Origin of the sequence: Streptomyces sp. Z423-1 (assembly GCF_013009255.1) — a bacterium.
GTDB lineage: Bacteria > Actinomycetota > Actinomycetes > Streptomycetales > Streptomycetaceae > Streptomyces > Streptomyces gossypiisoli.
Genome location: NZ_CP053109.1, coordinates 7017903 through 7040213 on the forward strand (window position 1 = coordinate 7017903; position 22311 = coordinate 7040213).

Here is a 22311-nt window from a genome sequence, read left to right on the forward strand (position 1 = left end):
GGAGGGGTCGGTGGGCGGGGCTGACTTCCGACTGTCAGTGGGGGATGGCAGGCTTGTTCCCGTGACCGAGATTGACGCAAAGATCGATGCTCTCGTCCCTGCCTGGCTCACCCTCCCCGACATCGCCGAAAAGCTCGATGTCGAGGTGACGCGCGTGCGGCAGCTGGTCAAGGAGGGCCAGCTCATCGCCGTCCGCCGCGGTGAGAACCGCGCACTGCACGTCCCCGCCGCCTTCATCGACGGAGACAAGGTCGTCAAGGGCCTGTCCGGGACCCTGACGCTCCTGCGGGACGACGGCTTCACGGACGAAGAGATGCTGGAGTGGCTCTTCACCCCCGACCCGACCCTGCCCGGTACGCCCGCGCAGGCGCTGAGCGAGAATCGCGGCACGGAGGTGAAGCGCCGGGCCCAGGCGCTCGCCGTCTGACGCCGGCCCGACCCGAGCAACCGTCCGGCGTACGGGCCGCGGTCGGCCAGGGGCCTGTCGTTCGGCGTCGCGTGCCAGGGCGCGTGACGCCGGCATGATCCGATAGACAGGCCCTGGGCCACGGCCCCGGGCCGACCGCGCCCCGGCGCGGCCCGTACGCCACCGACAGTGACACCCAGAGGTACCGATCCACGGGGGGACCCAACGCATGCCCGACACCGCCGCCACCGCTCGCGCCCGGCTCGCCGACGCCCGTGTGTACCTGTGCACGGACGCCCGTCAGCGCCAGGGCGACCTGCCCCAGTTCCTGGACGCGGTCCTGGCCGGCGGGGTCGACATCGTGCAGCTGCGCGACAAGGGCATGGAGGCCGCCGAGGAGCTGGAGCACCTCAAGGTCTTCGCCGACGCCTGCGCCCGGCACGGCAAACTGCTCGCGGTCAACGACCGCGCGGACGTCGCGCACGCCGCCGGCGCCGACGTGCTCCACCTCGGCCAGGGCGACCTCCCGGTCCCGGCGGCCCGGGCGATCCTCGGCGACGACATCCTCATAGGCCGCTCCACGCACGCGGAGTCCGAGGCCGAGGCGGCAGCCGTCCAGCAGGGCGTGGACTACTTCTGCACCGGCCCCTGCTGGCCCACCCCCACCAAGCCCGGCCGCCACGCCCCCGGCCTCGACCTGGTCCGGCACACGGCCGCGCTGGGCACCGGCCGCCCCTGGTTCGCCATCGGCGGCATCGACCTCGGCAACCTCGACGAGGTCCTGGAGGCGGGCGCCCGCCGGGTGGTCGTCGTCCGCGCGATCACGGAGGCGGACGACCCGGGCGCGGCTGCGGGGGAGTTCGCGAAGCGGCTGCGGGGGGTGTGAGACAGCAGCGGGGCGTGAGGCGGCGTCGGCGGGCGGGACGCCGGGCCTCGGCCGCTGCGTGACCCGTTTCGGCCATGGGTTGTCCAAGGGATGGACAGCAACCCGACAATTCGGGCAAATTTCCGGCATCCGGTTGGGGGACCGACAGCCCCTGGCTAACCTGCCCGTATGGCCCTCGGAACCGCATCCACCAGGACTGATCGCGCACGCACCGTGCGCGACATGCTCGCCACCGGTAAGACGACGTACTCGTTCGAGTTCTACGCGCCGAAGACCGCCAAGGGCGAGCGCAGCCTGTGGAACGCGCTGCGCAGGGTCGAGGCGGTGGCTCCCGACTTCGTCTCCGTGACCTATGGCGCCGGCGGCTCCACGCGCGCCAGCACGGTCAAGGAGACGCAGCAGATCGTCGCCGACACCACACTCACCCCGGTCGCCCACCTCACCGCCGTCGACCACTCGATCGGCGAGCTGCGCAATGTGATCGGCCAGTTCGCCGACGCCGGCATCCGCAACATGCTCGCCCTGCGCGGCGACCCGCCCGGCGACCCCATGGGCGAGTGGGTGCCGCACCCCAAGGGCCTGACCTATGCCGCCGAGCTCGTCCGGCTCATCAAGGAGTCGGGCGACTTCTGCGTCGGCGTCGCGGCCTTCCCGGAGATGCACCCGCGCTCCGCCGACTGGGACACGGACGTCGAGCACTTCGTCGACAAGTGCCGGGCCGGCGCCGACTACGCGATCACACAAATGTTCTTCCAGCCGGAGTCCTACCTTCGACTGCGTGACCGAGTGGCCGGCGCGGGCTGCGAGACCCCGGTCATCCCCGAGGTCATGCCTGTGACCAGCGTCCGGATGCTGGAGCGGCTGCCGCAGCTCAGCAATGCTCACATTCCGTCCACCTTGAAAGAGCGGATCCTCACAGCGAAAGACAATCCGTCCGCTGTACGCTCCATTGGGATCGAGTTCGCCACGGAGTTCTGCGCACGGCTGCTGGCGGAGGGAGTGCCGGGTCTGCACTTCATCACGCTGAACAACTCCACGGCGACCCTGGAAATCTACGAGAACCTGGGCCTGCACCACCCACCGCAGGCCTAGACCGGTCGCACGCTCATACGACACACTGCGTAGCGGCCACTGGGAGAGGGGCGTACATGGGCTGGACGGTCCTCTACATCGCGTTCGGCATCGTCGCGCTGTGGCTGCTCGGTGAGGTCCTGCTGCAGTACAAGGCACGGCTTCGCTGGCGGCTGCTGGCGTTCGTCGGCTTCCTCGGTGTCGTCGTCGGCGTACTGATCCCGTCCGTCATCGTGATCGGACTGGGCGCGGCCGCCTTCGCGGTCGGGCAGACATACGTCACGCTGTCGTTCCGCCGTGGCTTCGCCGAGGGCTGGGCGGTGACCGGCCGTCCGAGCCTGGGCGGCAGCAAGCGCCGCCGCGGTGAGCCGGACCGCCAGGACCCGACCCTGGAGGTCTCCGACCTCGAAGCGGCCGACCACGGCGACGACGGCGCCGCCCACGGCCAGGACGACTACGACCACGACGACGTGTTCACGCCCGCCCGCCCCCTCGCCGCCTCGGCCGCCGAGACCACGGCCGTGTACGAGCCGCAGCCCGTCCCCGACGACACCGGCTCGTACGGCGTGTACGGCGACACCGGCGCCTACGCCACCCAGGGCCAGGCCCAGGACCAGTACGCGGCGGCCGCCCAGGCCGCCGACCAGACCTACGCCCACGACGGCTACTCTGCCTACGGCCAGCAGCAGTACGGCTACGACACCACCGGTCAACAGCAGTACGCCGCCTACTCCGACCCGTACATCGGCACCCAGACCTACAGCGGTGGGTCGTACGACACCGGCTACGACCAGCAGTACGGTCAGCAGGGCTACGGCCAGGACCAGTACGGCACCGGTGCTACGGGTGCCACCGGCGGCTACGGCGGCGAGACCCCGGCCGGGGGTGTGTGGGTGCCGCAGCAGCGCAACGCCGACGATCCGTACGGTGCCGAGCTGCCGCCGGAGCAGCCGTATCCCTATCAGGGCGACGGTCAAGGGCAGCAGGCGAACGAGTACGACGAGCGGTACCGGTTCTGAGCGCCCGTTCTCACTGAGAACCCCGGAAGTCCGGCTCACTGAGAGGCCGCGGAAGTCCGGCTCACTGAGAGCCGCGGAAGTCCGGACCCTCCACGATCAGCCCCGCGACCAGGGTGCCCGACATGCCCGCGTGCGGGAGACCGCCGCCCGGGTGCGACCAGCCGCCGACGGTGAACAGGCCGGGCAGTGCCGTGCTGTTGGACGGGTGCAGCAGCCTGCCCTCGGCCGCCGCCAGTGACGGGGCGGGGACCGCTCCGCCCTGCGCGCCGGTCGCCTCGGCGATGTCCGCCGGGGTGTGCGGCTCGTGCCAGAGGAGGCGGGCGCGGAGGTCGGGTATCGCGCGTTCGGCGGCGTTGAGCATGGCTTCGGCGCGGTCGGAAGAGGTCTCCGAGGAGGTCGAGGCCGGGACGGTGGTCGTGAGAGTGACCGCCTCGTGGTCGGCATCCGGGACCAGCCGCGGGTCGTCGGGGCGCAGGACGGTGACCGTGGGGCGCGGTGTCGATGTCCCGGTCCTGCTGCCGAAGAGGGACTCCAACTCGCCGTCCCGGTCCTCGGTGTGCACGACCGTCCGGTGCGGTGTCCCCTCCGGGCGGGGGCCGCGCAGCGCCAGCAGCACCGTCAGGCGGCTGGGCAGCCCGCGCTGCGGCGGGACCTCGCCGGTGGCGCGCGGCGGCATGTCCGGCAGTGCGCCGGGCGCGACACCGGCGACCACGAAGTCCGCCTCCGCCACTGTGCCGTCGGCGAGCTCCACCCCCGCCGCGCGGCCGTCCTTCTCCAGCAGCTTGGTGACCTCGGCGCCGAAGACGAACTCGACCCGACGGGCGAGGCAACGCTCGTACACCGCCCGCGCCAGCTCCCGGATGCCGCCGCGCACGAACCAGGTGCCGAAGGCGTGCTCCATGTACGGCAGCACGGCCGCGCTCGCCGGTGCGACGCGCGGGTCCAGGCCGTACGCCAGCGCGTGGCTCTCCAGCAGGGCGATCAGCCGGGGGTCGCGCAGCTCCCAGGCGCCGACCTCGGCGAGCGTGCCGGCCCGGCGGGTGCGCAGCAGCCGCTTGTGCGGGACGGCCGGGTAGGGCTCCCGCTCGGCCAGCACCGGCCAGTTGGGCCACAGCGGCTCCTCCAGGAGCGGTCGGCGCGTCCGGTCCCAGGCCTCACGGGCCCGCACCAGGAAGTCGCCCCAGCGGGCGCCCGCACCTGCGCCCAGCGCCTCGTCGAGAGCGGCGACCACGCCCGCGCGCGAGGCGTTCGGCAGGGACACCTCGGTACCGTCCGCGAAGACATGCCGCGCCGACGGATCGACCTGCGTCAGCTCGACACACGCCTCCAGCGGCTCCTTGCCGGTCTTGAGGAACAGGTCCCGCCAGACCGCGGGCAACGGCAGCACACCGGGACCGGTGTCGAAGGTGAACCCGTCCCGCTCCCGCCGCCGCACCGCCCCGCCGTACGTCTCCGTACGCTCGTACACCACCACCCGGTGGCCCGCCACGGCCAGCCGCGCAGCAGCCGCCATGGCGCCCATCCCCGCGCCGATCACCGCAATCCGTGCCATGCGTGCGACTTTATCGGCAGCCACTGACAGCCCGTCCCCGGGCCTGTGACCAGCGAGGTTGGGCGCGGGAGGGGAGGTGGTCCCGGCGGCCGGGCGCTGCCTGATCGGGCCGACGGGGTGGTGCGCAGGGTGTGGGCGGCGCCGACTGAGGACGGCTGTCCTAGGGCTGGATGACCGCCCCTCTCGCGCCGCTCAGGCAGACCTCGGCCCGGCGATGGCCCCCGACCGCGCCGCTCAGTCCGGTGGCGGCGCCCCCCGCCGCCCCGCCAGCCGTCGTTCCTCCCGGCGTTGTGCTCGGCGGCGCAGGAAGCGGCGGATGCGGGAGGCGAGGAAGTACAGGGTGGCCAGGCCAGTGACCAGCAGGGTCGCCGCGATGACCGCCGCCGCCTCCGGGTGGAAGATCGCGAACGTCACCAGCCCCCCGACGCCCAGATCCTCGGCCACGCTGATGATCATGTTGCTGAAGGGCTCCGGCGACGAGTTGACCGCCATCCGCGTCCCCGCCTTGACCGCATGGCTGGCCAGCGCCGTCGAACCCCCGATCGCGCCCGCCGCCAGATCGGGGAGCGAACCGCTCTGCCCGGCGAGCAGCGCCCCGACCCACGCGCCCGCGGCGGGCCGGATCACCGTGTGCACGGAGTCCCACACGGAGTCGACGTAGGGGATCTTGTCGGCGACCGCCTCGCACAGGAACAGCACCCCCGCCGCGATGAGCACCTCGGGGCGTTGCAGCGCCTCCGGGACCTCGTCGCTCAGTCCCGTCGCACCGAAGAAGCCGAGCAGCAGCATCACGGCGTACGCGTTGACGCCGCTGGCCCAGCCGCTGGTGAAGACGAGGGGGAGTACGGACACGGACGCGATCGTATCCAGGGGGCTGCTGCGCGGCCTGGGGGTGAGCGCGGACGGCTGAGTATCCGTACCTAGGCAGGGAGATGAGTACGCGCGCGGATGGGTGCCGACCTGCGCGAACGAGAGAGTGGAGGCACGGAAAGGGGCCCCGCGCCGGCACCGCCGACACGGGGCGGCGGAACGGCGTGGCCCTGGACCGCTCCTTCCGCCGGCTCAGGTCGGCGGGAGCGAGGCACGGGGGGACCCGGGGGAGGGACGACCGAACGGGGCCCAACGGGGGAATCCCGACAGGGGATGGGAAACGGGGGAGACGGGGGAACGGGGGATCACGGGGAACGGGGGAGCACCGGGGGGAATCGGGGGAGCACAAGGAAGCGCCGGTCCGGCGTGGCCCGCGGGGGACGCGGCCACCATCCGGACCGGCGCTTTCCGTTTCCCGAAGGTCCTCCCGGCGGGTCCTCAGCGGGCTGACGGCCGCCCGCTCACCCGCCCCTGCAACAACCGCGACAACGCCGCGTGCACATCGTCCAGGGAGCGCTCCGGCTGGAACGCCTGCCAGTCCAGCGCGGCCACCAGCACCATGCCGACCAGCGCCGCCGCCGTCAGCGGTACATCGATCTCCTCGCTGAACTCACCGTTCTCGATCCCCCCGCGCAGCACGTCCTCGACGACCGCCACCGCCTCCTGCCGAACCACCAGCAGCGTGGACTGCCAGGCCCGGTTGGTGCGCCACAGCTCGGCCACGTACAGCTGCGTGAAGGCCGGATAGCGGTCGATGAAGACGAGCCCGGCCCGGATCATCGCGTCCAGCGCGGCCACCTTGGTGCCGCCGTCCTTCTCCGTCCGCTCGGCCGCCTCCCTCAGGGAGGCGGTGAGGAGGCCCACGCCGTGCCGCAGCAGTTCCTCGAAGAGGACGGACTTGCTGGCGAAGTTGTAGTACACCGTGCCCTTGGCGACCCCGGCCCGCTCGGCGATCTCGTCCACCGTGGTGGCGGAGAAACCCTGCTCCGCGATGAGCGTGACGGCCGCCTCGTAGAGCTTCTGCCGGGTCGCCTCGCGGCGCGTGCTCGCCCCCGACGTGGCGCTGCTGCTTTCCATGGCCCTGATTGTCACAGGAACGGCACCACCGGAGGACACCGGCGGCGAGCTCACAGGCTCAGCTCCGGATGCAGCCGGTCCAGCGTCCACACCTGGCGGCGGCGGGCCGACAGCGCGGTCAGCGCGAGGGCGCCCACCGTGAACGCGGCGAGCACCACGCACGCGTGCCCCACGGGACCGAGACCACCACCCGTGATGAGCCTCCTGAGCGCCTCCACGATGTAGCTCATCGGCAGGTACGGATGCAGCGCGTTGAAGAAGCCCGGACTGGTCTGCACGGGGTATGTGCCGCCCGCGGACGTCAGTTGCAGCATCAGCAACGCGAGCACCAGGATCCGGCCGGCGGCGCCGAAGCGCGCGTTCAGCCATTGGACGATCGCCGCGAAGCACGCCGTCACCAGGAACAGGAAGCCCACCGTCCCGGCCGCCCGCGCCATCTGCAGGCCGACCGCCCAGTGCAGCACCGCCATCAGGGCCACCGTCTGGAGCACGCCGATCGCCAGCACCGGCAACCAGCCCGCCAGCGCGATCCGCCAGGCCGACGCCCCGGCGGCCAGCGCCCGCCGGTTGAGCGGCGGAATCAGCATGTACGCCACCATCGCGCCCACCCACAGGGACAGCGGGATGAAGTACGGGGCGAAACCGGTGCCGTAATTGGGCGCCTCGTGCAGGGACTTGGACGCCAGCTGGACCGGGTCCGCCATCACCTCCGTACGCGCGTCGCGCTCCTGCTTGTCGTAGTCGGGAATCTGCTCGGCGCCGTCGTGCAGCCCGTCCGCGAGCTTCACGGAGCCGTCGACCAGCTTGTACATGCCCCCACTGAGGTCGTCCGCGCCGGTCTTGAGCTCACCGACACCCTCGTCGAGGTCCACCGCGCCCGTCCGGGCGGTGCCCAGCCCCGAGTGCAGTGCCTTGGCGCCCTCGGCGACCTTCCCGGCACCCTCGTTCAGTTTGTTGATCTTCGCGACGGCCTCGTCCAGGTCCTCCGAGAGGTGCGGCGCGTCCTGGGCGAGCGCCCGGGCCTGCTCCTCCAGGGTGGCGAGGTGCCCGTCGAGCTTGTCCATGTCGCCGTCGTAGTTGCTGAGCACCGTGTTGAGGTCGTCCGCGATCGTCGCCACGTCGGCGGCCGAGTCCCTGGCCTTCTCCAGGTCGGAGCAGACCGCGTCGGGCAGTACGGGGGTCTCGCAGCGCCTCTGGTGGATGTCGGTCAGCGCGTCGGAGGCCAGGTGGGCTCCCTCGGCGGCGGCCGGGGCCCGCTTCACCAGCGCGTCGAGGTTGTCGCGGATCGCCGCCGACGAGTCGGCGACCAGCCGCGCCGTGTCACCGATCGTCTTCTCGTTGTCCTCGAGGAAGGGCCCCAGCTTGTCCGCGATACCGTTGACCTGGTCGGCGAGCGCCTGCGTACCCTCCGCGACCCGCGCCGAACCGTCCTCCAGATCACTCGCGCCCTGGGTGAGCTTCGTCAGCCCCGAGGACAGGTCCCCGCTGCCGTCCTTGGCGTCCTTCAGCCCGTCGGCGAGGTCCTTGGAGCCCTTCTCGGCCGTACCGATGCCGCTCTTGAGCTTGTCGGCCCCGTCGGCCGCCTTCACGGTCTCGCCGTGGATGTCGGAGAACGAGATGAAGATCCGGTCCAGGAACGACCGCGACGCCTTGGTGGACGCCGCCGTGCGCACCTCGCTGAACACCGTCCGCGAGATCTGCCCGACGATGTAGTTGTTCGCGTCGTTCGTACGGACCTGAAGCGCGCCCGTCTCGGGGGAGTCGCCCGAGCTGGAGGCGATGCGCTCGCTGAAGTCGGCGGGCATGGTCAGCGACAGGTAGTACGTGCCGTCCTCGACCCCCGCGCGCGCCTCCTCGGCGCTCACCTCGTGCCAGTCGAAGACCTCGCTGTCCCGCAGCCCCGCCACGATGTCGTCGCCCGCGTCGACCCTCTTCCCGTCGGCGGTCGCGCCCTTGTCGTCGTTCACCAGCGCCACCGGAAGCCGGTCGAGGCGGCCGTACGGGTCCCAGAACGACCACAGGTACAGCGCTCCGTACAGCAGCGGCAGCAGCAGAAGCGCCACCAGGGCGGCCCGGGGCAGCTTCCCCCGGCCGAACCGCCGCAGCTCAAGCGCGGCCAGCCTCGGCGAACGCATCCGCCGCCTCCTTCACATCGTCGCGGGCCGTCTGACCGTCCCGGCCGTCCCGCTCGTCCGGTACGTCGCTGTCGGCGCCCTCAGGGTCTTCGGGTACGTCGTCGGCGGCGCCGTCAGGGTCCTCGGGTACGTCGCCGCAAGCGCCGTCGGGCTCCTCGTGTGTCCCGGCGCCGCCGGGCCCGGGCTCGTCGTGTGCGGCGTCGCCGCCGCCCCGCTCGGTGGACACCACCACGGCGTCCCCGGGAGCCACGCTGCACACCGCCACCACCGTCGTCCCGGCCTCGGTGAGCGACCTCAGCAGCGCCCACACTTCGGCCCGCTCGGCGTCGGACAGCTTGAGGTCGGTGTCGTCGACCCCGAGCAGCCGCGGGTGCCCGACGAGCGCCAGGGCGATGGACAGCCGCAGCGCCTCGACGCGGTCCAGGTCGCGTACGGCGGTCCGCGAGCCCTTGGGCAGGGCCTCCCGGTCCAGTCCGGCGGCGGTCAGGGCGGCGTCGATCCGCAGCCCCGCCTCCCGCGCGCGTTCGGCGCGCGGGCGCAGCAGCCCCCGCAGCGAGACGCCGAACCGGCGTTCCAGCAGCGCCCGTTCGCGCAGGTGCTCCCCGACGGTCAGGGCCGGGTCGAGGTCGGTGACGCCGGGCACGTGGGCGAGCGCGCTGACCCAGCGCAGGGCCGCCATCTGCTTCGGCAGCCGGGCGTCACCGACCACCGCCGTGCCCTCGGTCGCCTTCATCCGCCCGGTGAGCGCGAGCAGCAGGCTCGTACGGCCCGATCCGGACGGGCTCTCGATCGCGATCAGCGAGCCGGGCTCCGCGGTGAAGGAGATGCCACGGAAGGCCCAGCCGCGGGGTCCCTCGAGCCCGAAGTCGCGGGCGGTGACGGCGAGTCCCGCCACGGTTCCCCCCACAGTGCCCCCAGGTGTTTCTGGATCGGTGATTCCGAACCGAACCATTTGAACTGACTGGTCAGTGCAAAACTAGCCCGAACTCTCGATCGAAGCAAAAGCCGAGGTCAGAACGGATTGTCAGTGCCATACCTCACGATGGGCACATACGGCACCCCGTGTGAGGGTGTGCCGTCACACAGACGACAGGAGGTTCGTCATGGCCAACTCGTCCGCAGCCGCCGCCCGTCGGCGCCGCGCCACCGGCCCTGCCCCCTCACTGACCGGCCCGGCGAGCGACGTGCACCCCGTGCTCCGCCGGGCCACGGCCCCGCCCGCCGCCCTCGACCTGCTCGCCAAGGCCCGTGCCGGGCTCGACGAGGCAGCAGTCCTCGAAACGCCGAACGAGCGCTACGCCACCGCCCACCTCGCCGCCCTGCGCACGGCCGCCGCCGTCCTGGCCGCGCGGGGCCGCCCGGAGTCCAACCCCCGGCGCCGGGCCCGGATCCGCAGCGCCTGGGAAGTGCTCCCCGAAATCGCGCCCGAGCTGACCGAGTGGAGCGCGCTGTTCGCCTCGGGGGCCCGACGCCGTGCCCGGGCCGAGGCGGGCATCCAGGGCGCGGCCGGCCGCCGGGACGCCGACGACCTGATACGCGACGTGGCGATGTTCATCCGCCTCGTCGAGCGGATGCTGGTGCTCCAGCCGGTCCTCCCACAGCCCCGCCCGGACGCGGACGAGGCGGAGGACCGCGGCCCCGGCACGGACCGCGACCGCGAGATGCCCGACGCGGGCTGACCGTGACCGGTCGGCGCGCCGGAGGCAATAGGGTGGAGAGCGCCTGAAGCCTTCCCCCGTACCCCGGGCCGGGGAGGCAGCCCGTTCGCTCCGCCCCGCACGGGGGCGGTGCCGCGCCGAGGAGTCAACTGCCGTGTCGGACCCGTCGAGCCCCCGCGCCGCTCTCCGTACCGCCGTGGTGTGGGAGGTCCTCCAGGACGCCCTGGACCGCCGGGTCAAGGCCACGGGCCGGGAGTCGCTGGACGTCCTCGACACCGGAGGCGGCAGCGGCAAGTTCGCCGTGCCCGTCGCCGGCCTCGGCCACCGGGTCACCGTCGTCGACCCCAGCCCGAACGCGCTCTTCGCCCTGGAGCGCCGCGCCGCCGAGGCCGGCGTCGCCGACCGGGTGAAGGGCGTGCAGGGTGACGCCCACGGCCTGTTCGACGTGGTCGAGCGCGGCGGCTACGACGCGGTGCTCTGCCACGGCGTCCTGGAGTACGTGGACGACCCGGCCGAGGGCATCCGCAACGCGGTGGCCGCCCTGCGGCCCGAGGGTGTCCTCAGCCTGCTCGCCGCCGGGCTGGGCGGCGCCGTGCTCGCGCGTGCCCTCGCGGGCCACTTCAAGGAGGCCAAGCAGGCCCTCGACGACCCGAACGGCCGCTGGGGCTCGGGTGACCCGATGCCGCGCCGTTTCACCGCCGAGCAGCTCACCGACCTGGTCGAGGGCGCCGGCCTCGCCGTCACGGCCGTGCACGGCGTCCGGGTCTTCGCAGATCTCGTGCCCGGCGTGCTGGTGGACACCGAGCCCGGCGCCATGGACGCCCTGCTCAAGCTGGAGGCCGCCGCGGCCGAGCTGCCCGCGTTCCACGCGGTGGCCACGCAGCTTCACGTGCTCGGTGAGACCCGAGCGTCTGCCGGGGCCTGAGCGACCCCTGTGGTGCGCCGCTGATCAGCGGGTTGGTGGCGGATGGAGTACGCCACAGGCCCCCCGATCGGGGGCTTCCCGCCGTATGATCGAGGGAGACCGCCCGGCATGACGGGTCGGCTGCCGGGGAATGTGATTCTCGGCGGACCGGTTCGGCCATGGCGGGTTCCGGTTGGCCAATTGGCGCAGAGGGGCGGGTTTCACGGGGGCGATTCCCTGCCTATCCTGAAGAGACCCCCCGGGTCGCCCCGGCGACTGCACGATGAGGAGGACTCCGTGCCGCTCTCAGAGCACGAGCAGCGCATGCTCGAGCAGATGGAGCGAGCGCTGTACGCCGAAGATCCCAAGTTCGCGACAGCGCTTGAGGGAAGCGGGCTGCGTACGTACACCCGGCGACGGGTCTACCAGGCGGTCGCGGGCTTCCTCGTAGGTATCGCGCTCCTCATGGCCGGAATGGTCGCCCAGCAGGTCTGGCTCAGCGTGGTGGGCTTCCTCGTCATGCTGGGGTGTGCGGTACTCGCCGTGACCGGTTGGCGCAAGGCCCCCAAGCCGGGCGAGCAGCCCGCTGCGGGTGGTCCCTCCGCCGGCCGTCAGGGACGTCAGCGGCGCTCGATGATGGACCGCATCGAACAGCGCTGGCAGCGACGCCGTGACGAGCAACAGGGCCACTGATTCCCACCCGCAGCTCCCACCGACGTACGTGAGGGGTTACCGCCCGCCGGGCGGTAACCCCTCACGCATGCCATGACCGGGGTCGGTCAGGGAGTACGCCGTCGGAACAGGCCAGGGGCCCGGCGCTCTAGACAAGCACCGGGCCCCTGCTCTGTCTCCTTCGGATTCAGACCTCAGCCGCTCCGCTGACCCGACGGGCGGCGCACCAGAGCCGCCCAGCCGGTCGCCATGCGGGTCTTCGCGGCGGACCAGCGGTCATTGAGGTCCCAGACGGCGCGGATGGCCGAGCGCGGTGCGACGACCGCCCGGATCCGGGTCCGCCAGCCGGCCCGGGAGCGCAGCGCCGCCCGCATCCGGCGTACGTCGTCGGCCAGCCCCGTCTCCGCGCGTGGGTTCGGTGCGAACAGCACCTGCTCCACGGCACCGGCCACCCGGTGCACCGACTGGGCCGTCGGCTCGTCCAGATGCCCCAGCCGCACGATCCGCGCGGCCGCCTTGCGGGGGGTCAGCGCGTCGTCCGGCACGATGCCGTAGTCCCAGGCGGTGTCGGTCAGTTCGCGCCAGACGGCCAGCACATGCCCGGCGGCCACCTCGGCGGCATACCGCTCGTCCAGCTGCACGTCGAGGGTGGTCGCCTCGACGCCGTCGCTGCCGCCCTCACCGCCGCGTCCCCGGCCGAGTACACCCGGTACCGCCGAGCCGGTGTGCCGGGCCGAGGCCAGTCGCACCGACCGCCGTCTGACCCGCCACAGCATGGGCAGCAGCGGCAGGACGATCAGCGCGACGGCGAGGAGTGTCCAGCCCGCCGTCTGGTACCAGGGCCGACCCTCGTCGTCGGAGGTGCCCGGGTCCAGCGGCAGCGCCCCGCCGCACGCATCGAGCCGCCTGTCCTCCGGCGAGCAGCTCGCGCTCGTGGACGGCTCGGCCGACGGAGCCGGGTCCGCCGTCCGCGAGGCCTCCGGCAGCTCGGGGATGCTGCTGCCCGGCACCTCGGGCTGGGTGTACGTGGGCGTCGTGCCCCGGCTCGGGGTCGGCTCGAAACGGGTCCAGCCCACGCCCTCGAAGTACAGCTCGGGCCACGCGTGCGCGTCCCGGAGCCCCACCGTCACCGTGCCGTCCCCCTGCGCCGTACCGGGCGCGAAGCCCACCGCGACCCGGGCCGGTATGCCGAGCGTGCGGGCCATCGACGCCATCGCGAAGGAGAAGTGCACACAGAAGCCCCGCTTGTCCCGCAGGAAGCGGGCGATCGCCTGGGAGCCGCCGCCGACCTCCACCTCGGTGTCGTACTGGAACCCGCCGGTCAGGGTGAAGTACTCCTGGAGCTTGACCGCCTGCTCGTACGGATTCTCCGCGCCTGCCGTGATCTCGCGGGCCTGCCGCGACACCACCCGCGGCAGTGAGTCCGGTACCTCGGTGAACTCGCGCTCGATCGCGGCGGGCGGCTCCGGCGCCGAGGCCAGCTGGTCCGCCGTCGGCTGCACATCGAGGCTGGTCACCTCGTAGGTGGCGTCGCGGGTGGTCTGGCCGTGGTCGCCGACGAGCGTCATGCCGACCGGTTCGTACCGCCAGCTGCCGTCGATCCGCACGCTGCTCGGCGGGTACGGCATGGGGAGCCAGTCCTGGGCGTACCAGTCCGCCGCGGCGATCCGGGTGCGGACCTCGGCGCGGCGGACGTCCGGGCCCAGTCCGACGGGCGTCGGGAACTCGTCCGGCACCGCGACGATGTTCCGCCGGGAGGGCTTCCAGGTCGTGCCGTCGAAGTCGTCCAGGGACACGATGCGCAGATACATGTTCGACAGGTCGTCCGTGCTGCTGCGCAGTGTCATGACCGTGCGGTCCTCGTCCACGTTCAGGCTGTCGCGCAGCGACACCAGCGGGTTCACCGCGGAGATCGTGCCGCCGCCCCCGCTGCCCGAGCCGACACCCGTCCCGGCGCCGTCCAGCAGGCCGCCGTTCATCGCGGGCAGGGTCAGCGGCACGACCAGGGCTATGCCCAGCGCGACCACGCCGATCCGCCGCCCCGTGCGCACCGGTGCCACCGGACCGCCGCCCGGGGCGCGTGGCGCCCCGCCGAACACCCGGCCCCACTGCGACAGCCGGTCCCGTCCCTCGGCGAGCAGCAGCATCAGATAGCCGACCGCCGCTATCAGGAACCACACCCAGCCGCCGCTGCCGTCCGACAGGCCCGCGGCGACCGAGTACAGCGCGAGCAGCGGCAGCCCGGCCGGGGCCGCGCTGCGGAAGGTCACCGCGATCATGTCGACCGCCAGCCCGATCACCAGGACACCGCCGATGAGCATCAGCTTGATGCCGGGGGACAGGGGCGCCGGGATCGCGTACCGTCCGACGTCCTGGGTGCCCTGCTGGAGCAGGTCGGCGAAGTGCAGGAAGGCCTCGGGGCCGGGGATCAGCCCGATGAACGCGTACTCCCGGGCGAAGACCAGAGTCAGCAGCATCAGCGTCACCAGGGCCTGCACGGTCACCGTCAGCGGACGGGCCAGCGGCACCCGCCGGGCCGCCGCGCCCACCCCCGTCTGGATCGCCAGCAGGATGGCCGCCTGCAGAAACCACGTGGCCGGATCGACCAGCGGCAGCAGGGCGCACGCGGCCATCAGCGTCGCCGCCATGGCGCACAGAGCCATCCGCGCCTGTCCGCTCATGACCGTCCCTCCCCGACCGTCGTGCCCCCGGCCGCCGCGACGCCCGTGCGCTCATGCTCCGCCTGGCGCCACAGGTCGTGCAGCGAGGCGCCCCGCGGCACGCGCACGACCGTCCAGCCGGCCTCGCGCAGCATCCGCAGGCGCTCCTCCTTCCCGCCCAACGGCCGGGGCACATCGGTCGGTTCCCGCACCCAGTCCTCGCTGTCCAGGACGAAGGCGACCGCGCCGCCGGTGCGCTGACGCATCCTCGCGGCCACCGCGCCCTGCTCCTCGTCGAGGTCGCCGAGGAAGGCCACCAGCAGCCCCTCGTGTCCGCCGCGCAGCACGTCGTACGCCCGCGACAGGCCCGTACCGTCGGAGTGGTCGATCACCGCGAGGGTGTCCATCATCAGCCCGGCCGCGTCCGCCGACTCCTGGCTCGCGCCCGCGAAGCCGTCCGCGCCCTCGCCGGGCACCGAGTTGCCGGTGTCCGTCAACAGCCGTACCGAGAAGCCACGTTCGAGCATGTGCACCAGCACGGAGGCGGTGCCCGCCACGGCCCACTCGAAGGCCGAGTCGGGGCCCGCGCCCTCGAACGCGACGCCCCGGGTGTCGAGCAGCACCGTGCAGCGGGAGCGCTGCGGCTGCTCCTCGCGGCGCACCATCAGCTCGCCGTAGCGGGCGGTGGAGCGCCAGTGGACACGGCGCAGGTCGTCGCCGTAGCGGTACCCGCGCGGGATGACGTCGTCCTCGCCGGCCAGTGCCAGCGAGCGCAGCCGCCCGTCGCCGTACCCCTTGGCCTCGCCGGTCAGCCGCACCGGCGGCAGCGGCTCCACGCGCGGGATCACCGTCAGGGTGTCGTACGTCGAGAAGGACCGGGTCAGCTCGCACATGCCGAACGGGTCGGTCAGGCGCAGCTGCAGCGGGCCCAGCGGATAGCGGCCGCGCAGGTCGGAGCGGACGCGGTAGGACACCTCGCGGCGGCCGCCCGGCTCGACGCGGTCGAGCACGAAGCGGGGGCGGGGGCCGAGCACGTACGGCACCCGGTCCTGGAGCATCAGCAGCCCGGTGGGCAGCCGCGAGACGTTGTCGATCCGCAGATGGACCCGGGCCTCCGCACCGGCGGGCACGCGCGCGGGGGAGAGCCTGCGGCTGCCGGCCACCCGGTACCGCGTGCGGTACAGCACGGTCGCGCACACCAGGGGCAGCACCGCCAGCAGCAGCCCGACCCGGAGCAGGTCGCTCTGGCCGAGGACGTAGGCGCAGACGGCGGCGGCGACCCCGGCTGCCAGGAAGGAGCGGCCGCGGGTGGTCAGACCGGCCAGGGCCGTGCGCGCGCCGCCCTTGTCGCCCCGGTCGGCCTCGGCGGGCGCGGGCCCCGCCGCAGTGGTCATCACAGCCTCCGGGGCGGCTGCTGGCCGTACGCCGGGGTGCCGTGGCCCAGGTCGCCGAAGGCGTTCTGCTGGGGCGTCGCAGGCACCGGCGTGCGCTGCAGGATCTCCTGGACGACCTGCTCCGCAGTACGGCGGTTGAGCTGGGCCTGGGCGGTGGGCAGCAGGCGGTGTGCCAGCACGGCCACGGCGAGGGCCTGCACGTCGTCCGGCAGGGCGTACTCCCGGCCGCTGAGGGCCGCCGCCGCCTTCGCCGCGCGCAGCAGGTGCAGCGTCGCGCGCGGGGAGGCGCCGAGTCTGAGATCGGGGTGGGTGCGGGTGGCGGCGACCAGGTCGACCGCGTACCGCCGGACGGTGTCGGCGACGTGGACGCCGCGCACCGCCTCGATCAACTTCACGATCTCGTGCGCGTGCGCCACCGGCTGGAGGTCGTCCAGCGGGCTCACCCCGCCGTGCACGTCGAGCATCTGCAGCTCGGCCTCCGGGCTCGGGTAGCCGATGGAGACGCGGGCCATGAAGCGGTCGCGCTGGGCTTCGGGAAGCGGGTAGGTGCCCTCCATCTCGACCGGGTTCTGGGTGGCGACCACCATGAAGGGGCTGGGCAGCTCGTAGGTCTGCCCGTCGATGGTGACCTGGCGCTCCTCCATCGACTCCAGCAGCGCGGACTGGGTCTTGGGCGAGGCGCGGTTGATCTCGTCGCCGATCACTATCTGCGCGAAGATCGCGCCCGGCTTGAACTCGAAGTCGCGGCGCTGCTGGTCCCAGATGGACACACCGGTGATGTCCGAGGGCAGCAGGTCGGGCGTGAACTGAATGCGCCGCACCGAACAGTCGATGGACCGCGCCAGCGTCTTGGCCAGCATCGTCTTGCCCACTCCGGGGACGTCCTCGATCAGGAGGTGTCCCTCGGCGAGCAGCACGGTCAGCGAAAGCCGCACGACCTCGGGCTTGCCCTCGATCACTTCTTCCACCGAACTGCGGACCCGCTCCACGGTGGCAGTCAGATCAGTAAGGCTCGCTCGATCGTCATAGGTCGTCACCCGGCCCTCCTCGGCCCGTTCTTTCTCACGGGCCGACGCTCTGTGATGCGGACCGGCCCACTCCGAAACACGGACACCACGCGTGCAAGGTTCCGCGTGACGCCACCCCCGCATTCTTGCTGCCGTTACCGATTCGTGTCACTCGCCTGTGGACAACTGCCAGCGATATGTCGGCTTTGACGCTTTTCGCGGGCCTCGGTGCTCGAATTGATAGCGAAACGACAGCTCCGCCGCCCGGTTACGCGGGGTCGATCTCACGCAGCAGACCCGTCCGCACGTCGAAGACGAAGCCGCGCACGTCATCGGTGTGCTGGAGGAACGGCGAGGTGCGCACGCGCTGCATCGACTGCCGTACGTCCTGGTCGACGTCCCGGAAGGACTCCACCGCCCAGGCCGGGCGCTGGCCGACCTCCAGCTCCAGTTCGGTGCGGAAGTCCTCGGTGAGGCTCTCCAGACCGCAGCCGGTGTGGTGGATCAGGACGATGCTGCGGGTGCCGAGCTTGCGCTGGCTGATGGTGAGGGAGCGGATCACGTCGTCGGTGACCACGCCGCCCGCGTTGCGGATGGTGTGGCAGTCGCCGAGCTGGAGGCCGAGCGCGGCGTGCAGGTCGAGTCGGGCGTCCATGCAGGCCACGACGGCCACCTGGAGGACCGGACGGGCGTCCATGCCGGGGTCGGTGAAGGCGGCCGCGTACCGCTGGTTCGCCTCGACGAGGCGGTCGGTGACGGTGCCGACCCGGGCCATGGCGTCCTCGGAGCCGGCGGGAACCGATGCAGAAGTCGTCATGGTGACGACGGTACTGGTCACGGGTGATCGGGTCCTGTTGTGAGACAGGACAAAGAAGTCATCGGGCCGTGATGTGAGCTAACCCACAAGCGTGGCGCGTATACGCCCTTGCGGGTGATCCTCGCCGGTTCGCGGGTTGATTTCCGTACCCCGCCGCGACGCGCAGGCCGGTTGATTGACCGCGACTGAGGGTGGACTAAAGTGACGCGAAGCGGGAGGCGAGGCTCTCCCCGCTGCATCGAATTCCCCCAGGATCCCGGCCCAGCCGCCGGAGATCCCCCCACGTGCGCGGCGCGTACGTACGGCTCGGCCTCCACCCGCTCCCGGCCGGCTGACGCTTCCGGCGCCGGCAGGCCTCCCCTTCACGAGCGGGCGGGGACCCGGCGGTGCGTACCGCCCGCCGGACCTGAGAGGGCCCCTTGAGCCAGAGTCGACACGTCCCGGTGATGCTCCAGCGGTGCCTGGACCTGTTGGCACCCGCGCTGGAGCGGCCCGGAGCCGTGGTCGTCGACTGCACGCTCGGCCTCGGCGGTCACAGCGAGGCGCTGCTCGCGCGCTTCCCCGAGGCCCGCCTCGTCGCCCTCGACCGGGACAAGGAGGCGCTGCGCCTGTCCGGCGAGCGGCTCGCGCCGTACGGGGAGCGCGCCACCCTGGTGCACGCCGTGTACGACGAGCTGCCCGAGGTGCTGGACCGGCTCGGCATCGCGCGCGTGCAGGGCGTGCTGTTCGACCTCGGGGTCTCCTCCATGCAGCTCGACGAGGCCGACCGCGGCTTCGCCTACGCGCAGGACGCCCCGCTCGACATGCGCATGGACCAGACGACCGGCATCAGTGCCGCCGAGGTCCTCAACACCTACCCGGCCGGCGAGCTGGTGCGGATCCTGCGCGCGTACGGCGAGGAGAAGCAGGCCAAGCGGATCGTGGCCGCCATCGTGCGCGAGCGCGAGAAGGAGCCGTTCAGCAACAGCGCGCGGCTCGTGGAGCTGATCCGGGACGCGCTGCCGCAGGCCGCCAAGCGCACCGGCGGCAACCCGGCCAAGCGCACCTTCCAGGCCCTGCGCATCGAGGTCAACGGCGAGCTGTCCGTGCTGGAGCGGGCGATCCCGGCGGCGGTGAAGGCGCTGGACGTGGGCGGCCGGATCGCCGTCCTGTCGTACCACTCGCTGGAGGACCGGCTGGTCAAGCAGGTGTTCGCGGCGGGCGCCGCCAGCACCGCGCCGCCCGGGCTGCCGGTGGTGCCGGAGCAGTACCAGCCCCGGCTCAAGCTGCTCACCCGCGGTGCCGAACTTCCCACCGAGGAAGAGGTCGCCGAGAACCGCCGTGCGGCCCCGGCGCGCCTGCGTGGGGCGCAGCGGATCAGGGAGGACGTCGAGTGAGGCAGCCGACGGGGCGGGGGGCTCACAACACACGCGGGTTCGACATCCGGACGGGGGGAGGGTGAGTGAGTAGGAAACCCGAACTGAGGGGGAGGGCCGCACGGCTCGCGCAGCTCTTGCCGACCGGGCGGGCGCAGGCCGCCCGGACGCCCTTCGTCCTCCTCGTCGTCCTGCTCCTCGGCGGCGGCCTCATCGGCCTGCTCATGCTGAACTCGGCGCTCAGCGAAGGGTCGTTCCGACTCGACGACCTGCAGAAGGAGACCAAGAACCTCACCGACGAGGAACAGGCCCTCCAGCGCGACATCGACGCCTACTCCGCCCCCGGGGCCCTCCAGCGCCGCGCCCGCGAACTCGGCATGGTCCCCGGCTCGGACCCCGCCTTCCTCAACCCGGACGGCACCATCAACGGCGTCCCGTCCCCCGCCGACGCCGAACCGGCCTCCGCTCGCCACCCCCTCGTCCTCGCCCCCGAGGCGATGTCCACCGGGCCCGTGCCCATCCCCTCCGCGGCCATCCCGTCCGCGGCCCTCCACCCCGTGCCGGCGCCCGTCACACCGGCCACCCGCACGGCACCCCCGGCCACCACGACCACCCCCACGGCCCCCGCTCCCCGCCCGCTCGCCAGCACGCCCGCCCCCCTCCCGACCACACCCTCCGGCAGGTGACGGAAGTGACCGACAGGGAATCGCCGCGACGCCGCGTGCCCGGACCCGCGCGGCCCGATCGCTCCGGCGGCCAGCGGCGCCCCGGCCCCGGCGCCCGCCCGGCGCGCCGCCCCGCCCCGCCCCGTCCGGCGGCCCCGCGCGCGATCCGGCTCGGCAGCCCCCGCCCCCGGCTGCGCATGATCGGCTTCACGCTGACCCTCGTCCTGCTGGTCTTCGTCGTACGACTGCTCCAGGTACAGGCCGTCGACGCGAGCGCCTACGCCGCCAAGGCCGAGAGGAACCGCTATGTGGTGCACACCCTCGCCGCCCAGCGCGGTGAGATCACCGACCGCACCGGCGTCGCCCTGGCGACCAGTGTCGACGCGTACGACATCACCGCCGACCCCACGCTGTTCACCCGCGAGCAGCTGAAGATCGACGGCGGGCCCGAGCAGGCGGCGGCGCTGCTCGCGCCGATCCTCGGCACGGACCAGCAAGAGCTCGTCGCCAAGCTCCGGCCCGAGGACAGGACGCTCCGCTACGTCAAGCTCGCCGGGCGGCAGACCCCGCAGGTCTGGAAGCAGATCAAGGACCTGAGGACCGCGCTCGTCACCAAGGCGAAGACCGACAAGAGCACCGTGAACGTCCTGGCCGGCGTCCTCGCCGAACCCAGCAGCAAGCGCGTGTACCCCAACGGCGATCTGGCCGCCGGGATACTGGGCTGGGTCAACGCCGACGGCAAGGGCGGAGGCGGCATCGAGCAGCAGCTGAACGGGCAGCTGGCCGGCGAGGACGGCAAGATCCGCTACGCCCAGTCCGGTGGCCTGCAGGTGCCGACCGTCGGCTCCACCGAGACGCCCGCGGTGCCCGGCTCCGACATCGAGCTGACCATCGACCGCGACATCCAGTGGGCCGCGCAGAACGCCATCGCGGAGCAGGTGAAGGAGTCCCGGGCGGACCGCGGCTATGTGATCGTGCAGGACACCCGCACCGGCGAGATCCTCGCCATGGCCAACTCGCCCGGCTTCGACCCCAACGACCTGACCAAGGCCGACGCGTCCGCCATGGGCAACGCGGCCCTCCAGGACGCCTACGAGCCCGGCTCCACCGCCAAGGTCATGTCGATGGCCGCCGTGCTGGAGGAGAACGTCGCCACCCCGCTGACGCACGTCACCGTGCCCAACCGGCTGCACCGCGGCGACCGGCTCTTCCAGGACGACATCGACCACCCGACCTGGTACCTGACGCTCAACGGCGTGCTCGCCAAGTCCAGCAACATCGGCACCATCCTGGCCACCGGACAGCTCGGCAAGACGCAGGCCGAGGCCAACCGGGTGCTCTACAAGTACCTGCGCAAGTTCGGCCTCGGCAGCTACACCGGACTCGGCTTCCCCGGTGAGACCAAGGGCATCCTCGCGCCGCCGGACCAGTGGTCGACGTCGCAGCAGTACACGATTCCTTTCGGCCAGGGCGTGTCCATCAACGCGATGCAGGCGGCGTCCGTCTACTCCACGATCGCCAACGGCGGCGTACGCGTCGAGCCGACGCTGGTGCGCGGCACGCAGGGACCCGACGGCGTCTTCACACCCGCCCCGAAGCCGGAGAAGACGCGGGTCGTGAGCGAGAAGACGGCCAAGACGCTCGCCCAGATGCTGGAGTCGGTCGTGGACGACGAGGAGGGCACCGGCACCAAGGCGCGCATCCCCGGCTACCGGGTCGCGGGCAAGACGGGCACCGCGAACCGCGTGGATCCGGACACCGGCAAGTACCGCGGCTACACCTCGTCGTTCGCCGGATTCGCACCCGCGGACAAGCCGCGCGTCACCGTCTACTGCGCCATCCAGAACGCCACCAAGGGCAGCTACTTCGGCGGCCAGATCTGCGGACCCGTCTACAAGCAGGTGATGGAGTTCGCCCTGAAGACCCTCCAGGTCCCGCCGACCGGAGCGAAGCCCGCGAACCTCCCGGTCACCTTCAAACCCTGATCCGCACCGAGCCACCAGTACCCGATCCGCACCGAGCCGCCAGAGCCACCCGTCCGCCGAGCATCCCGACCCGCACCGAGCCGCCAGTACCCGATCCGCACGCCCGATCAGCACCGAGCACCCAGGAACCATCCGTGACAACGATCACCCCCGATCCCGGGAACCAGAGCACCCCCCG

19 protein-coding genes are annotated in these 22311 nt (G+C 72.4%); 10 read left to right on the forward strand and 9 right to left on the reverse strand.

The features are described from left to right. The first annotated feature begins 61 nt into the window (after positions 1–61). From HJD23_RS31605 to HJD23_RS31620, 4 genes are all read left to right on the forward strand, one after another. Positions 62–427 carry a helix-turn-helix domain-containing protein gene (locus HJD23_RS31605; RefSeq protein ID WP_171115356.1) on the forward strand — a complete coding sequence of 122 codons (366 nt, stop codon included), beginning with the start codon at positions 62–64 and terminating at the stop codon, positions 425–427. 208 nt (positions 428–635) lie between these two features. Next, positions 636–1292 carry a thiamine phosphate synthase gene (gene thiE, locus HJD23_RS31610; protein WP_171115353.1) on the forward strand — a complete coding sequence of 219 codons (657 nt, stop codon included), beginning with the start codon at positions 636–638 and terminating at the stop codon, positions 1290–1292. 168 nt (positions 1293–1460) lie between these two features. Further along, positions 1461–2384 (forward strand): methylenetetrahydrofolate reductase [NAD(P)H], encoded by a 924-nt coding sequence (gene metF, locus HJD23_RS31615; protein WP_171115352.1) that lies wholly within the window; start codon positions 1461–1463, stop codon positions 2382–2384. A 56-nt stretch (positions 2385–2440) separates the two neighbouring features. After that, entirely contained in the window at positions 2441–3382 is a 942-nt protein-coding gene (locus HJD23_RS31620) for a hypothetical protein (protein WP_171115350.1), read from the forward strand. Between the two features lie 61 nt (positions 3383–3443). Here the strand turns inward: HJD23_RS31620 and HJD23_RS31625 are convergent, their stop codons facing one another. From HJD23_RS31625 to HJD23_RS31645, 5 genes are all read right to left on the reverse strand, one after another. Then, positions 3444–4934 carry an NAD(P)/FAD-dependent oxidoreductase gene (locus tag HJD23_RS31625; protein ID WP_171115348.1) on the reverse strand — a complete coding sequence of 497 codons (1491 nt, stop codon included), beginning with the start codon at positions 4932–4934 and terminating at the stop codon, positions 3444–3446. 234 nt (positions 4935–5168) lie between these two features. After that, positions 5169–5786, reverse strand: a complete 618-nt coding sequence (locus tag HJD23_RS31630; RefSeq protein WP_171115346.1) for a DUF4126 domain-containing protein — start codon at positions 5784–5786, stop codon at positions 5169–5171. A gap of 456 nt (positions 5787–6242) precedes the next feature. Further along, positions 6243–6881: a TetR/AcrR family transcriptional regulator gene (locus HJD23_RS31635; protein ID WP_171115345.1), complete on the reverse strand. Its 639-nt coding sequence runs from the start codon at positions 6879–6881 to the stop codon at positions 6243–6245. 50 nt (positions 6882–6931) lie between these two features. Then, complete coding sequence (locus tag HJD23_RS31640) at positions 6932–9016, reverse strand: YhgE/Pip domain-containing protein (RefSeq protein ID WP_171115343.1); 2085 nt, start codon at positions 9014–9016, stop codon at positions 6932–6934. Continuing rightward, positions 8988–9911 (reverse strand): ATP-binding cassette domain-containing protein, encoded by a 924-nt coding sequence (locus HJD23_RS31645; RefSeq protein ID WP_240980864.1) that lies wholly within the window; start codon positions 9909–9911, stop codon positions 8988–8990. The genes HJD23_RS31640 and HJD23_RS31645 overlap by 29 nt, the downstream gene beginning before the upstream one ends. A 208-nt stretch (positions 9912–10119) precedes the next feature. On the opposite strand from HJD23_RS31645, the gene HJD23_RS31650 reads away from it, so the two are divergent. From HJD23_RS31650 to HJD23_RS31660, 3 genes are all read left to right on the forward strand, one after another. After that, on the forward strand, positions 10120–10695 hold the full coding sequence (locus HJD23_RS31650) for an SAV_6107 family HEPN domain-containing protein (RefSeq protein ID WP_171115339.1): 576 nt from the start codon (positions 10120–10122) through the stop codon (positions 10693–10695). 133 nt (positions 10696–10828) lie between these two features. Continuing rightward, a complete protein-coding gene (locus tag HJD23_RS31655; protein WP_171115337.1) occupies positions 10829–11599 on the forward strand; it encodes a methyltransferase in 771 nt (256 codons plus the stop codon). 276 nt (positions 11600–11875) lie between these two features. Further along, complete coding sequence (locus tag HJD23_RS31660; protein ID WP_171115335.1) at positions 11876–12271, forward strand: DUF3040 domain-containing protein; 396 nt, start codon at positions 11876–11878, stop codon at positions 12269–12271. A gap of 173 nt (positions 12272–12444) precedes the next feature. Here the strand turns inward: HJD23_RS31660 and HJD23_RS31665 are convergent, their stop codons facing one another. From HJD23_RS31665 to HJD23_RS31680, 4 genes are all read right to left on the reverse strand, one after another. Continuing rightward, positions 12445–14931 carry a DUF3488 and transglutaminase-like domain-containing protein gene (locus HJD23_RS31665; protein WP_171115333.1) on the reverse strand — a complete coding sequence of 829 codons (2487 nt, stop codon included), beginning with the start codon at positions 14929–14931 and terminating at the stop codon, positions 12445–12447. Next, positions 14928–16304, reverse strand: a complete 1377-nt coding sequence (locus HJD23_RS31670) for a DUF58 domain-containing protein (protein ID WP_171115331.1) — start codon at positions 16302–16304, stop codon at positions 14928–14930. Before HJD23_RS31670 ends, HJD23_RS31665 begins: the two co-directional genes overlap by 4 nt. Next, entirely contained in the window at positions 16304–17341 is a 1038-nt protein-coding gene (locus tag HJD23_RS31675; RefSeq protein ID WP_171115330.1) for a MoxR family ATPase, read from the reverse strand. The genes HJD23_RS31670 and HJD23_RS31675 overlap by 1 nt, the downstream gene beginning before the upstream one ends. A 238-nt stretch (positions 17342–17579) precedes the next feature. Next, the gene (locus tag HJD23_RS31680; RefSeq protein ID WP_197973681.1) at positions 17580–18128 is read right to left on the reverse strand and encodes a carbonic anhydrase; all 549 of its coding nucleotides are present in this window, start codon (positions 18126–18128) and stop codon (positions 17580–17582) included. A gap of 419 nt (positions 18129–18547) precedes the next feature. Here HJD23_RS31680 and rsmH point away from each other — a divergent pair, with 419 nt between their 5' ends. The 3 genes from rsmH (at position 18548) to HJD23_RS31695 (ending at position 22133) form a co-directional block, all read left to right on the forward strand. After that, positions 18548–19504: a 16S rRNA (cytosine(1402)-N(4))-methyltransferase RsmH gene (gene rsmH, locus HJD23_RS31685; protein WP_171115326.1), complete on the forward strand. Its 957-nt coding sequence runs from the start codon at positions 18548–18550 to the stop codon at positions 19502–19504. Between the two features lie 65 nt (positions 19505–19569). Continuing rightward, positions 19570–20169: a hypothetical protein gene (locus HJD23_RS31690; RefSeq protein ID WP_171115323.1), complete on the forward strand. Its 600-nt coding sequence runs from the start codon at positions 19570–19572 to the stop codon at positions 20167–20169. Further along, positions 20166–22133, forward strand: coding sequence for a penicillin-binding protein 2 (locus HJD23_RS31695; protein ID WP_171115321.1), 1968 nt, complete (start codon positions 20166–20168; stop codon positions 22131–22133). Before HJD23_RS31690 ends, HJD23_RS31695 begins: the two co-directional genes overlap by 4 nt. Positions 22134–22311: the final 178 nt, after the last annotated feature.